The sequence below is a fragment of the Haloarchaeobius sp. HME9146 genome, assembly GCF_025399835.1.
Lineage (GTDB): Archaea > Halobacteriota > Halobacteria > Halobacteriales > Natrialbaceae > Haloarchaeobius.
The window spans coordinates 398,486-411,403 of record NZ_JAODVR010000002.1; the positions used below are offsets into that span (position 1 = coordinate 398,486).

The 12,918-nt window shown below is 67.1% G+C and carries 14 protein-coding genes; 5 read left to right on the forward strand and 9 right to left on the reverse strand.

Annotated features, from left to right (window positions below):
• The first annotated feature begins 28 nt into the window (after window positions 1–28).
• A complete protein-coding gene (locus N6C22_RS19630) occupies window positions 29–661 on the forward strand; it encodes a hypothetical protein (protein ID WP_261652902.1) in 633 nt (210 codons plus the stop codon).
• 45 nt (window positions 662–706) lie between these two features.
• Here N6C22_RS19630 and N6C22_RS19635 read toward each other — a convergent pair whose 3' ends face one another.
• The 4 genes from N6C22_RS19635 to N6C22_RS19650 form a co-directional block, all read right to left on the reverse strand.
• A complete protein-coding gene (locus N6C22_RS19635; protein WP_261652903.1) occupies window positions 707–2,080 on the reverse strand; it encodes a nicotinate phosphoribosyltransferase in 1,374 nt (457 codons plus the stop codon).
• A 158-nt stretch (window positions 2,081–2,238) separates the two neighbouring features.
• Window positions 2,239–3,237 (reverse strand): MBL fold metallo-hydrolase, encoded by a 999-nt coding sequence (locus N6C22_RS19640; RefSeq protein ID WP_261652904.1) that lies wholly within the window; start codon window positions 3,235–3,237, stop codon window positions 2,239–2,241.
• A gap of 61 nt (window positions 3,238–3,298) precedes the next feature.
• Complete coding sequence (locus N6C22_RS19645) at window positions 3,299–3,829, reverse strand: DUF3592 domain-containing protein (protein WP_261652905.1); 531 nt, start codon at window positions 3,827–3,829, stop codon at window positions 3,299–3,301.
• 173 nt (window positions 3,830–4,002) lie between these two features.
• Window positions 4,003–4,428: a DUF4870 domain-containing protein gene (locus tag N6C22_RS19650; protein WP_261652906.1), complete on the reverse strand. Its 426-nt coding sequence runs from the start codon at window positions 4,426–4,428 to the stop codon at window positions 4,003–4,005.
• A gap of 200 nt (window positions 4,429–4,628) precedes the next feature.
• Here N6C22_RS19650 and N6C22_RS19655 point away from each other — a divergent pair, with 200 nt between their 5' ends.
• Window positions 4,629–4,760 carry a hypothetical protein gene (locus N6C22_RS19655; protein ID WP_261652907.1) on the forward strand — a complete coding sequence of 44 codons (132 nt, stop codon included), beginning with the start codon at window positions 4,629–4,631 and terminating at the stop codon, window positions 4,758–4,760.
• 12 nt (window positions 4,761–4,772) lie between these two features.
• Here the strand turns inward: N6C22_RS19655 and N6C22_RS19660 are convergent, their stop codons facing one another.
• Both N6C22_RS19660 and N6C22_RS19665 read right to left on the reverse strand, forming a co-directional pair.
• Entirely contained in the window at window positions 4,773–4,994 is a 222-nt protein-coding gene (locus N6C22_RS19660; protein WP_261652908.1) for a hypothetical protein, read from the reverse strand.
• A 49-nt stretch (window positions 4,995–5,043) separates the two neighbouring features.
• A complete protein-coding gene (locus tag N6C22_RS19665; RefSeq protein ID WP_261652909.1) occupies window positions 5,044–6,771 on the reverse strand; it encodes an adenosylcobalamin-dependent ribonucleoside-diphosphate reductase in 1,728 nt (575 codons plus the stop codon).
• A 165-nt stretch (window positions 6,772–6,936) separates the two neighbouring features.
• Between N6C22_RS19665 and N6C22_RS19670 the strand changes: the two genes are divergently transcribed.
• The 3 genes from N6C22_RS19670 (at window position 6,937) to N6C22_RS19680 (ending at window position 10,066) form a co-directional block, all read left to right on the forward strand.
• Complete coding sequence (locus N6C22_RS19670) at window positions 6,937–8,244, forward strand: MFS transporter (protein WP_369684459.1); 1,308 nt, start codon at window positions 6,937–6,939, stop codon at window positions 8,242–8,244.
• Between the two features lie 77 nt (window positions 8,245–8,321).
• Window positions 8,322–9,632: a cytochrome P450 gene (locus N6C22_RS19675; protein ID WP_261652911.1), complete on the forward strand. Its 1,311-nt coding sequence runs from the start codon at window positions 8,322–8,324 to the stop codon at window positions 9,630–9,632.
• 8 nt (window positions 9,633–9,640) lie between these two features.
• Window positions 9,641–10,066, forward strand: coding sequence for a dual specificity protein phosphatase (locus N6C22_RS19680; protein ID WP_261652912.1), 426 nt, complete (start codon window positions 9,641–9,643; stop codon window positions 10,064–10,066).
• A gap of 18 nt (window positions 10,067–10,084) precedes the next feature.
• On the opposite strand, the gene N6C22_RS19685 is transcribed toward N6C22_RS19680, so the two are convergent.
• From N6C22_RS19685 to N6C22_RS19695, 3 genes are all read right to left on the reverse strand, one after another.
• On the reverse strand, window positions 10,085–10,984 hold the full coding sequence (locus N6C22_RS19685) for a hypothetical protein (protein WP_261652913.1): 900 nt from the start codon (window positions 10,982–10,984) through the stop codon (window positions 10,085–10,087).
• A 71-nt stretch (window positions 10,985–11,055) separates the two neighbouring features.
• Entirely contained in the window at window positions 11,056–11,805 is a 750-nt protein-coding gene (locus N6C22_RS19690; protein ID WP_261652914.1) for an ABC transporter ATP-binding protein, read from the reverse strand.
• Window positions 11,802–12,899: an iron ABC transporter permease gene (locus N6C22_RS19695; protein ID WP_261652915.1), complete on the reverse strand. Its 1,098-nt coding sequence runs from the start codon at window positions 12,897–12,899 to the stop codon at window positions 11,802–11,804. Before N6C22_RS19695 ends, N6C22_RS19690 begins: the two co-directional genes overlap by 4 nt.
• Between the last annotated feature and the right edge of the window lie 19 nt (window positions 12,900–12,918).

Here is a 12,918-nt window from a genome sequence, read left to right on the forward strand (position 1 = left end):
TTCCACCCTGCAAGGAACTCTGTACCCAATGCTGCTCGCGACGCTCCTCTCCGCGCTCTGTGTCCCACTCCAGTCGCTCCCGCCGGAGCTGGCCGAGATGGTGAACGAGGTCCTGGGTACACTCAACCCGACGACGGCGGCGATGTACGGTGGCGGTGGCCTGTTGAGCGTCGCCAGCGTCCGCTGGCTCGTCAAGCGCCGCGCTGGCGGCAGCCTGAAGAACGCGGCCGGTGGGACGAACGTCAGTACCAGTGGCGGTGGCGGCGGTGGCGGCGGTGGCGGTGGCCAGGCGGCCGTCACGACGACCAGTTCCGGCACCTCGAAGCACAACGTCGCGTTCACGCTCCCGTCGTTCATCCCGCTCTCGAAGGGCGTTCGGAGTGTCACCCACAACGAGATACACGCGCTCGAACTGGGCGTGGTCGTCGGGCTGGTCGGCACCTGGCTGTACGCACAGGGACAGACCGAGGTGGTGACGACCATCGTCGTCGCGTTCGTGATGGGGAGCCTCGGCTACAAACGCTACAGCAGCAAGGCGTTCAAGACCATCCGGTACGAGCCCTGGTACGCCCTGCTCGCGCTCGCAGGCGGCGGCGCGCTCGGCTTCGGCCTGTTCCTTATGGAGCCGAGTCTCATCGCGGGCGTGCTCTCGCTGGGCTGACCGACGGCATCGCAGCCACGTCGGGAGTCAGCGTGGAAAACCGATTCAGCGTCGTTCCAGCTGGGCTTCTAATGCTTGCTGGAGTTCGTCGGTCAGCGACGAGAGACCGTCGCTTATCGTGACCTGATACCGCTCGGGACGCTCCAGCGACCGGTATCGCTCGTCGAACCGTCGCAGCTGGTCGATTGCGCGGTCCCTGCAGACGTCGAGCGAGGGCCTCTCGCCGACGAGGGTGCCGTTCTCGACGACGGGCTGCAGCAGTTCCGTTCCCGGCCCTTCCTCGCCACGGATTCCAAGCACGTCCTCGACCGGCTTCCCATCGGTTACGAGCCGCCGAACGCTCTTGGGACCGGGGTAGGTCACCTTCCCCGAGGACAGCTTCATGCTCGGCTGCATCTCGCCATCGTGCTCGACGGCCACGAGTTTGTAGACCGCATCCAGCGAGGACTGGTCCGCGCTGGTTACCAGTCTCGTGCCAGGGCCGAAACCGTCGGCCACGCCGCCCCGTGCGAGGAACTCGGCTATCTCGAACTCGTCCAGCCCCGATGAGACGAAGATATCCGCGTCGCCAACGATGTCGGCGACCTCCTTCGAGAGCGCCGCGAGGTCACCGGAATCCAGGCGCACACCACCCAGCGGAACACCCAGCTCATCGGCGACCGAGACGGCCAGTTCGGCCCCCGCAATCGTGTCGTAGGTGTCGACGAGGAGCGTGCTATCCTCGCCGTACTCCTCGACGAAGGCCGCGAACGCCTCGCGCTCGGTCGGGAAGCTCTGGATCCACGAGTGCGCCATCGTGCCGAACGCCGGGATGTCGAACGCTTCTGCAGCCGCGTCGTTCGAGGTCCCGGTGAACCCACCGATGTAAGCTGCTCGCGCCGCCTTCAGCCCGGCGTCGGTCCCGTGGGCACGCCGCGAGCCGAAGTCGACCAACGATTGCCCGTCTCCGAGGCGCTCGACCGCATCGCGCATCCGCCGCGCCTTCGTGGCGACGAGCGTCTGGAAATTCACCTGGTTGATGACCGCCGTCTCCAGCAACTGTGCCTCGAATATCGGGGCCGTCACCTCCAGAATCGGTTCGTCCGGGAACACCGGTGTGCCCTCCGGAACCGCCCAGATCTCACCGGAGAACGAGAAGTCCGCGAGTTCGTCGAGGAACGGTTCCGAGAAGCCCTCGGCTTCGAGGTACGACAGTGCTCGCTCACCGAATTCGAGCGTCTCGACGTAGTGGAGCACCTGTTCAAGACCGGCCGCGATGGCGTAGCCTCGCTGGTCCGGGAGGTCACGGAAGAACAGGCTGAAGGTGGCCTGTGGGTTGTGTCCCTGGGCGTGATAGCCCTGCAGCATCGTCAGCTCGTAGCGGTCCGTGAACAGGGCCAGGTTCTCCGGCGTGAGATAGCCGAACGTCGGGGACGACATCGTAGGAGACCTAGTTCGTCCGTGGGCAAAACCGCGTGCCTGACTGTCGAGCACGGAGAGGACGGGAGATCTGCAGGACTCGTGCAGTCACCGGGACAACGCTCCCGACCGGTGGCGACGACCGGGGTGGCACGGCGTTCCAGTGAACGCCGCCCGAATCAGCCCCTGTCCGTCGGTTCAATGCTCCAGGCCTGACGGACTGGGGCGGTTCCCGTCGCTACTTCGTCTGAGAGCGCGAAGGTGGCAGGGTCCGAAGCGACACGTTCGACGAGCCCGAGTTCCTCGAGATGTGCCAGGTGCGCGAACGCTTCGCCCGCGCCGAACTTGACATGGTAGCCGGCCATCTCGCCGAAGAGCGCCGTCGCTACCTCCCAGGGAGTCACCGACTCGCCCGTGTCGTCGCCCCCGAGTACCGCGAAGACACGCTCGGCACGCTCGAAGTGGTGGCTCCTGAGTTCCGCAGTTCTGTCGGAGAGCGCGAACTCGCCGCCGTGGCCGGGATGCGCGACCGCAACGCGCTCTTCGAGTCGCGAGAGGGTTTCCAGATACCGCGACAGCGGGTTCTCCTGTCTGGTGTCACCACCACCGACGTTCGGTGTGACGGTTCGGAGGATTGCGTCACCGACGAACGCCTCGTCTCCGAGCACGAAGGCCGCGTGACCAGCGGTGTGGCCCGGCGTATGCAGCACCTCGACACCTTCGACGGACTCGCCGTCGGCAAGTTCACGGACCGGGACGGAGTCCGGGATGGGTGACCGCGAATCGAACTCGACGAGCGGGTCGATACGGTCCTGTGGGACACCCCAAGTTGCGAGGGTCTCGGCATCGCGCTCGAGTCGGCGCGCTCGAGCCTCGCGATAGTCGGAGAGCAAGGGTGCATCGACCTCGTGCATCCAGAGGGTCGCGTCGGCCTCGCTGGCGAGTCGCGGGGCGGCCCCGGTGTGGTCGGCGTGCCAGTGCGTGACCAGGACGTGCTCGATAGCAGTGAGGCCAAGCCCTGCATCTTCGATACCGTCTCGCAGCCGGTCCCACGTCTCGTCGCCGGGTGGGCCCGGGTCGACGAGGACGCCGCGCTCCGGCAGCAGGTAGGCACTGTTCCCGCCCTCGGGACTGCCACTGGAATCGGTCGAGACCGAGATGCGTCGAACGTCGGGCATTCGCTCCCAACTCGGCGGCCCCGTGGCAAACGTGTTCCGCTCGGAGCAGACGGGACGGCGGTCAGTCCGAGTCGAGGTTCCCGCGGAAGGCCTTGATCGCGGTCGCGATGCCGGCGAACGAGAATATCGCACCGAACGCCCCGCCGCCCAGGGCGGTCAACAGGTCGAATCGCGGGGGAATCAGGAACGCCACGCTGGGGTCGGCCGGGTCGTAGTAGACCGTCACGGTGTCCTGCCCCTGAAACTGGCCGAGCACGTTCCGGGCGGCGGACCGCGAGTCGAAGTCACGGCCCGGCAGCTCCCCTGCTTCCTTGTCGAGGTCGGTGGTCGCGTAGATTCGCCAGCCCTTGTACGCAGTTCCGTCGACCGTGTACTCGTAGTCGACGCGGGGGTAGTACTCGACCTCTGTCTCGCCGTCGTCGACCTCGGTCGCGGACTCCATGTCGGTCCCGACGACCGACCCGGTGACGCTCGCTGCGTTGTCCGCGATCTGCTGGTCCTGGTACTCGCCGTAGACCGTGAAGCCGGCCACGCCGACGCCGGCCACCAAAAACAGGAGTCCGAACACGACGCCGCTCCACTGCACACTCATCGCACTCGTCTCTCGACACGCTTGTCCGGCCGGAATCCACTGGCAGTCGGGGTGAATCGCACGCCGACTGACTGTTGCTGCATAGACATCGCCCAGTACTCGACGTGCAGCCACGATATAGCCGGACTCGAAGTACCTCGTGTGTCACACCGCGCGGAAAAACGGGTCGCTGGTCAGTTGGACGCCGCGAACGGGCCGATTATCGGGAGTTCGAACCGGTTGCCCTGGTAGGCCTGGTACAGCATGAACACCCACAGCAGGAAGCCGCCGAACCCGAGCAGCGGGAACAGCAGGCCCGTCAACACGCCGAGTATCCGCCCCACCACCGGGACGAACGACAGGACGACGGTGAGGATGCCGAGCGCGAGGTACAGGCCGAATATCACGACCGAGAGGCCGATGCTCTGCATGGCGTGGAACCGTACGAAGTCGTCGTCGCCGTCGACGACGAGCATCACGATTCCGCTCAGGAGCCCGAAAACGTACGCGAGTGCCCCCGCGACGTTGGGCGCGAGGCCGGAGCCGCCCGCGTTCTTCCGCATCGTCGGGTCGCCGCTCCCGTATTCGGGGTCGACCGTTTGCTGGCTGTCGGCCGCCATCGTCAGCACCCCTCCGAACCGCGGTAGTCACGCCCTCGCTCACCGGTCGTCTGTATGAGTACTCGGCTCATATGCCACTGCGTTTCACCCCCACCCGCTTCTAACGCGAGGCGACGTACTTCGTGTCGGGAGTGACAGCGCCGGTCAAACCGCCACAAACCAGCCGAAAACACGTTTTCCAGTGGTGTACGGTCCCCGCCATGGACCCCAGACTCGCGCCGGTCGTCGACGTCGCCTGCCCCGACCGCGAGTTCGTGGACGAGCCGGAATCCGAGTTCGCGGCGTGGGTCGAAACGGTGATGGAGCGGCTGCTGGCGGCGATTCGAGACTGAAAAATGAGTGGTTCAGGCCGACGGGGCCCGTTCGCGCTCGTCTTGCTCCTTCGCCGCCCGGTGCGGGAAGCAGTCCTCGCAGAAGAACGCGTTCTCGAGTTGCTGTGCCGTCCCGAACGGGACCAGCGTGTACTCGCGCTGGTTCTCGACGTCGACGTTGTCCGCGTCGTGGATCTCCCAGTAGTCGTCGCGCGGTTCGAGGAACACGGGTTTGAGCGCGTCTACGGTCCTCATAGCTGCTGAATGTAGGAGCCGAGGCCTCAAATCGCCGTCCTTGAGATTCTCACGCGAACTCGACGCACTCGGAGACGCACTCCTCCTTCAGGGGGTCGCCACCGAGGACCTGCTCGCGCCGTGAGCCGCTCCGGAAGACGGTGATACCCTTCACACCGAGTTCGCGGGCCTGCTCGTAGAGGTCACGGACGTCTTCGGGTGTGGCATTCTCGGGCAGGTTCACGGTCTTGCTCACCGCGTTGTCGGTGTGCTGCTGGAAGGCGGCCTGGATCTCGAGGTGGCGCATCCCCGGGACGTCGTGGGCAGTCTGGAAGAGTTCCCGGACCTCCCCGGGTATCGCCTCGACGTCCTGAATCGAGGTCTGCTCCCGGAGCGACTGCAGGAGCGACTCCGAGTAGAAGCCGTGCTCCTTCGCGAGCCGCACGAACCGGGCGTTCAGTATATCCAGCCCGCCGAGGACGTGTTTCTCGTAGTTCACGGCGTAGATGGGCTCGATACCCGAGGTGCAGCCAGCGATGAGTGAGATGGTTCCAGTGGGTGCAATCGCGGTCGTGGTCGCGTTGCGGACCGGCCGGTCCAGCACCGACCGGGAGAAGTTGGGGAACTGCCCGCGCTCGTCAGCGAGTGTGGCCGACGCGTCCCAGGCGGTCTCCGAGACGAAGCTCATCACGTCCTCGGCCGTCGCGACCGCATCCGCGGAGTCGTACGGGATACCCAGGTCGACGAGCAGGTCGTGAAAGCCCATCACGCCCAGCCCGATCTTCCGGTTGCGGGAGACGATATCCTCGATCTCGGACAGCGGGAACTCGCAGGCATCGATGGTGTCGTCGAGGAATCGGACGCCGAGGCGGACCGTTCTGGCCAACCGGTCCCAGTCCACGGCCCCGTCACGGGTCATCCGCGCGAGGTTGACCGACCCGAGCACGCAGGCCTCGTAGGGCAGGAGCGGCGTCTCTCCGCAGGGGTTCGTCGCCTCGATGCGCCCCAGTTCGGGCGTCGGGTTCGCGGCGTTGACGGTATCCATGAAGACGAGACCGGGGTCGCCCGCGGCCCAGGCAGCGGCCGCGATGTCGTCCAGCAACGCGTCGGGGTCGATGTGGTCGACGACCGCGCGGTTCCGCGGGTTGCGGAGGTCGAACTCCTCACCCCGTTCCAGCGCGTCCCAGAACCGCTCGTCGGTCGCGACGGAGAGGTTGAAATTTCTGAGGATGCCCTCCTCGGCCTTCGCGGTGACGAACGCCTCGATGTCCGGGTGGGAGGCCGCAAGTACACCCATGTTCGCCCCGCGGCGGCGACCACCCTGTTTCACCTGCTCGGTCGCAACGTCGAAGATGCGGATGAAGCTCACCGGGCCGCTGGCGACGCCACCGGTCTCCTTGACCACGTCACCCTGTGGCCGGAGCTTCGAGAACGAGAACCCGGTGCCACCCCCGCTCTGGTGGATGAGCGCGGCGTCCTTCACGGCGGTGAAGATGGAGTCGAGCGAGTCCTCGACCGGGAGGACGAAGCAGGCCGCGAGCTGGCCGCGCTGGGTACCAGCGTTCATCAGGACCGGCGAGTTCGGCAGGAATTCGAGCGCGTCGAGCATCGCCGCGAACTCGTCGGCTACGACCTCCGGGTCGTTCCCGTAGCGCGCTTCGACGCTCGCGATGGTCTTCGAGACGCGGTCGAGGAGTTCGCCAGGCGTCTCGGCCACCTTCCCCCGGTCGTCACGGCGGAGGCACCGCTGTTCGAGGACGGTCCGTGCGACCGGGTCGGGGTCACTGAGCGTCGACACGGCTGTTCACACCCGATAATGGGGTTCTGGCAGCGTAACGGTGTTCCACATCCCACTGAGGAGACCGGTGGGCTGCGGCGAAGGTGCCGGCGACACCCAAGTGAGAACGGTTAGGTACCCGGCCTCGAATCGACGGATATGGCAGACGAGGACGACCAGTCGACCATCGCTGGCATGAACCGACGGCGGGTCGTCGGCACGCTCTTCCTCGTCATCTTCATCGACCTGCTCGGGTTCGGCATCCTCATCCCCGTCATCCCGCTCTACGCGAAGGCGTTCGGCGCGAACGAGTTCACCGGGAGCCTGCTCATCGCGACCTACTCCCTGTTCCAGTTCGCCGGTGCGCCCATCCTCGGCCGCCTCTCTGACGAGCGTGGTCGCCGTCCGGTCCTCCTCATCTCGCTGTTCGGGAGCGTCCTCGCGTGGACCCTCTTCGGCGTCGCGGGCGAACTCGGCCCGGTACTGGGTGCGACGAACGGCCTCATCGTGCTCTTCGTCGCCCGCGCACTCGCCGGGGCGATGGGTGGCAACATCGCGACCGCGAACGCCTACATGGCGGACATCACGCCGCCGGAGGACCGCGCGAAGGGGCTCGGCATCCTCGGGGCAGCCTTCGGCCTCGGGTTCGTCTTCGGGCCGGCTATCTCCGGCGTCGTCTCCAGCGGGGCAGCCCTGGCGCTCTTCCGTGACGTACTGCCGGCCGCCATCCCCGTCACGGAGTTCACGATGCCGTCGTTCACCGCGGCCGTGCTGACCGCAGCCAACCTCGCCCTCGCCGCGGTCGTCCTCCCCGAGCCGCCCCGGCGCGAGCCCACGACTGCGGCCGGAGGCGGCTCTCGCCTTCGCCAACTCTACGACGCGGTCACCTCGCCGGACATCGGCTCGCTCGTCATCGCGTTCTTCCTCGCCAGCTTCGCCTTCTCGGCGTTCGAGAGCCAGTTCATCTTCCTCACGAACGACAAACTCGACTACGGGACGGCTGAGAACGCCGTCTTGCTCACCTACATCGGCGTCCTCATCGCCATCGTGCAGGGCGGGCTGGTCGGCCCGCTGACCGAGCGCTTCGGCGAGTACCGACTCGCACTCGCGGGCACCGGTATCCAGGTCGTGACGCTCCCGCTCGTTCCCTTCGCCGTGACCTCGACCGTGTTCCCCGCGCTGGGGCCGGTCGAGTCGGGCGCAGTCGCCCTAACCGCGGTCTCCACCCCGCTCGCGTTCGGCAACGCCCTCACGAACGTCTCCCTGAACGCGCTCGTCTCGCTGAACACCGGGTCGGATGAGCAGGGCGGCGCGTTCGGCCTCACACAGTCGGCTGGCAGCCTCGCCCGGACGTTCGGGCCCGCGCTTGCAGGCTTGCTGTACGTCGCGGTCGCCTACTGGACGCCGTTCCTCGTCGCCGGCGTGCTGTTCGTCCCCATCCTCCTGCTGCTCGGGCGGGTCGCCCGGGAACGCGTGCAGCCCGTGGCTGGGTGAGGGCCGACGACCGCGCCATCGATGACCTGTCGACGGAGAAGAACTGTTTTGTCGATACGCGCTAACCGGGGGAACGAATGACACAGGGTCGTACCCCGCCCGCCCCATCGGGCCTCCCGCTGGTCGGCCACGCTGCCTCCTTCGCCAGGGACCCGTTCGGGTTCATCGAACGGTCGGTCGCCTCGACCGGCGACGCGTTCCAGATGCGATTCCCGGGCCGAGACGTCTACGTCCTCGCCCACCCGGACCACATCGAGACGAGTCTGACGAACCGTGAGGCGTTCGCGAAACTCGACGACTTCCAGGTCGCCTTCGGCGATGCACTGCTCGCGGTGGAGGGCGACCAGTGGCGACGACAGCGCCACGCGATGGAGCCGTTCTTCAGCCCCACCCGTATCCACGAGTACGCCGAGACCATGGTCGACATCACGGCGGACCGGGTCGATGGCTGGCCCCCGGGTGAGTCGGTCCGCATCGACGAGGAGATGAAATCCCTCGCCCTGCACAACCTGTTCGAGGTCGTCCTCGGGCAGTCGCTCTCGGAGGCAGAGGCCGACGACCTCGCCGAGACCGCCTACGCCCTCAACCTCTGGTTCGAACCCGCCACCTGGGCGCTTCCGAACTGGGTGCCGACCCCAGCCCGGCGAGGCTTCCACCGGGGTGAACAGGAACTCCGCGACCGGGCGCGACGCATCCTCGAGAACTCCGGTGACGGTGACGGCGAAGAAAGCCTCCTCTCGCGGCTTGCGGCGCTGCGCGACGACCCGGACTCGGGCTTCGACGAGACCGAGGTGCTCGACCAGGTCGTCGGGATGATCTTCGCCGGCCACGAGACCACCGCCCTCGCGATGACGTACGCGCTACACCAGCTCGCTGCCCATCCCGAGGTTGCGGCGCGGTTCCACGCCGAGCTCGACGAGGTCGTCGACGGCAAGCCCACCCTCGCGGAGTTGCAGGAGATGGAGTACCTCGACAGGATCATCCACGAGACGCTGCGGCTCTACCCACCGGTCCACGCGATTCCCCGGGTGATGCGGGAGCCGGCCGAGGTCGGTGACTACGTCGTTCCGGAGGGTTCCGACGTCCTGCTCTCCGTCTGGAACGTGCACCACGATTCGCGGTTCTACGACGACCCGTGGACGTTCGACCCGGACCGCTGGGCGGACACGACACCACGGGGGCGCGGGTACGCCTACGTCCCGTTCGGTGCCGGCCCGCGGATCTGCATCGGGCGGCATTTCGCCCGCCTGGAGATGAAGGCCGTCCTCGCCACGGTCGGCCAGCGGTATTCGCTCGACGTCGACGACGACGCGGTCGAGGTCGACCCACAGATGACGCTACAGCCCGCGGAGCCGGTGCTGGCGCGGGTCGAGCGGCGGGAGGAATGAGACCAGTCATGGACGAAGTCTCCGACGACCTGTTCGTGAGTGGAATCGAGGCGGCCAGTGACCGGGCGCAGCTACAGGCGAACGACATCACCGCGGTCGTCTCCGTGACCCACGAGTCGCCGGACGGTGACATCCCATCCGGGCTCGACCATCGACACCTCCCGATGATGGACGGCCCCAGGAACGACCGCGAAGCGTTCGAGCAGGCCGTCACAGAGGCGATTGAACTGCTCCAGGCTGGCGAGCGCGTCCTCGTCCACTGTTCGTGGGGGTCCTCGCGTAGCGCGGCCGTCGCAGCGACGGCGATGGCGCTCCACCGGGGCCGTGACATCGGCGACGCGTTCGAGACCGTCGCGGCAGGAAGGAAAGAGGTCGACCCGCATCCCGAACTGGTCCGCCGGGCGGTGTCGGTCTGGGAAGACCGCCGGGACTGAGCGGGGCCGCACCGGTACTCAGGCCCGCTCGCGCAGGTCCTCGACCACGGTCACGATCTCTTCGATCGAGGCCCGACCGGGTTCGAGGACGACCGCGATGTCGTGTTCGCGGCAGAAGGCCAGTACGTGGTCGAGCCCGTCTTCGGCGTCGTGGCCGGTCTTCGGCAGGCCGTCGTCGACCGGGTGGTTCAGATGGACCGCACGGACCCGCTCGCCACCGGTCGCGTAGAGCGTCGTCAGGACGGGTGCCCAGGGGTCACTCGCCGGCACCGTTCCCTCGAGCCCGGACAGGTTCCCTGCGACGAACTGACGAAGGTCATCCTTGACGCCGGCGGCCAGTTCCGACGGGGCCCTGTCGAGAACATCGACGATGACCGCCTCGTCGACCGCGGCCTGGCATCTGTCCGTATCGACGTGGGCCGTGTCCACGAGCAGGTACGTGTCTGCTAGGCGGTCCACCTGGTCGGTCAGCATCGCCACGAACGCGAGTTCCTCGGGGGCGTGGAAGTACGACGCGTCGGGCGTGTTCTCGACCGCAATCGGGAAGCCGGTGAGGTCGGTGACGGTGGCGAATCGCTCGACCTGCTCGCGGTAGTCGAACCGCCGCACCGTATGGACGGTCAGCCATTCGGGGTCGACAGCCTCGCCCAGCCCTCGATGGATGAAGTCGGTGATGGTGCCGGTGTTGCCGGGCGCGATGGCCATGCCGTGCCGGCGGTTCGTCCCAGGCGGAAGGTGGATGCTGCGAATCAAGTCGGTGCCCACACCCTGCTCGCGACAATGTTCCGACACCGGTTTATCCGAGAGGAGTGCGTCGACGTGCTCCCAGTCGAGCTTGAGTTCCACGCCGTCTGTCCGGCTGGCGATGGCTCCGAGAGACGCCGGATGCGACGAGACGGAGACCGACAGGAGCGTCATACTAGAACAGTCGTTTCACCGATAATAAACGACCGGGTGGTGTGCGACACACCCTCGTGCCACAGGGACGGCTACGCCCCGGGGATGACAACCGTGTGTCCGTCGACCTCCACCACGCGCGCCTCGATACCGTACACCTCGCTCACGAGGTCGGCGGACACGATGTCCGGACCACCGACTTCGACGACCTCGCCGTCCGCGAGGAACACCAGCGTATCGGCATAGCGGACCGCGAGTTCGAGGTCGTGCAGCGCGAAGACGACGGCCAGCCCATCGTCGGTCAGTTCACGCACGTGCTCGAGCACGTCGAGCTGGTGACGCAGGTCGAGGCTGCTCGTCGGTTCGTCGAGGACGAGCCCATCCGGTTCCTGTGCGAGCGCCCGGGCCAGCCGGACCTGCTGGCGCTGTCCTCCGGAGAGGTCCGACAGCGACCGCATCGCGAGGTCGGTGATGCCGACCTGTGCCAACACGTCGCCGACGACCTCGCGGTCTGCCTCGGTCGGCCGCCACGAGGTGTGGGGTTTTCGGCCCGTCAGTACCGTCTCGAACACCGTCGAGGGAAGTCCCCCGGATTCGGACTGCGGGACGTAGCCCAGCCGGCTCGCGATGGTGCCTCGTTCGAGTCCCGTCACATCGTCTCCATCGACGGTGATGGTCCCCGAGAGCGGGTCACGCAGCCCGAGAATCGACCGGAGCAAGGTTGACTTCCCGACGCCGTTTGGACCCAGCAGGGCTACACACTCGCCACGGTCGACCGAGAACGACACGTCCGAGACGACCGGGTCGTCGTAGCCGACCGTGACCGCATCGAGGTGAATCACCAGTACTCCCTCCCGTTCACGATGAGGTAGAGGAACAGTGGCACGCCGACGAAGGCCGTGACGATGCCCACGGGGAGGACGACCGGGGCGATGATGGCTCGCGCGACGATATCCGAGGCGAGCAAGAGCACCCCGCCAGCCACGCTGGAAGCGACGACGAGAAAGCGTTCGTCGCCGCCGATGACCCGTCGCACGATGTGCGGGACGACGAGGCCGACGAAGCCGATGACGCCGAACAGCGAGACCACGACCGCGGTCACCAGCGAGGCGACGATCATCCCGACGAGTCGGATCCGGGTGACGTTCACCCCGAGCGAGCGCGCCGTGTCGTCGCCGGCGTCGAGCACCTCGTAGGCCCACGCCCGGCGGACGAAGTAGAGGCTCGCCACGGTTACCACGACCCACAGGACTAGATTCCCGTCCCAGGTCGCGCCGGAGACGGTCCCGAACTTCCAGGCGATGAGCGCCGCGAGCTGGACGTTGGTCGCGAAGTACTCCAGCGCCGAGGTGCCGGCCGCGAAGAACGCCCCGAGCGCGATGCCCGTGAGCACGAGCGTCTCGGGCGTGGCCCGCTTGAGACGCGCGACGAGCAGGATGGCGACCGTCGACAGCAGTGCGCTTGCGAAGGCGCTCAGGGTCGTCAGGTAGGGCACCCAGTCGAACGCCGAACTGGTCGTCGACGACCCGTCTCCCAAGACGACGATGGCGACCGCAGCCCCGAACGCGGCCGCCTGCGAGATACCGAGGGTGTACGGAGAAGCCAGCGGGTTCCGGAGCAGGCTCTGGAGGACGGTTCCCGCGACCGCGAGCCCGAAGCCCGCCCCGACCGCGGCCACGATGCGGGGGAGCCGGATGTTCCAGATGACGGTCGCGCCCCGGCCGCCCGTCTGCCCGAGCAGGATGGCAGGCAGCGACCGAAGTGGGATGGAAATCGGCCCCGTCAGGAGCGCATAGGTCGCGAGCACCAGCAACAGCCCGACGAGCCCACCGACGACGAGGACCTTCTGGCGGACGTGGCGCTCGTACGCGGCGACCGCATCGCTCCCGAGCGATTGGTCCGCAGGTTGCGCGGCGTCCGATTGCGTGTCCGTCACGCCCGATACGTCGGATTGG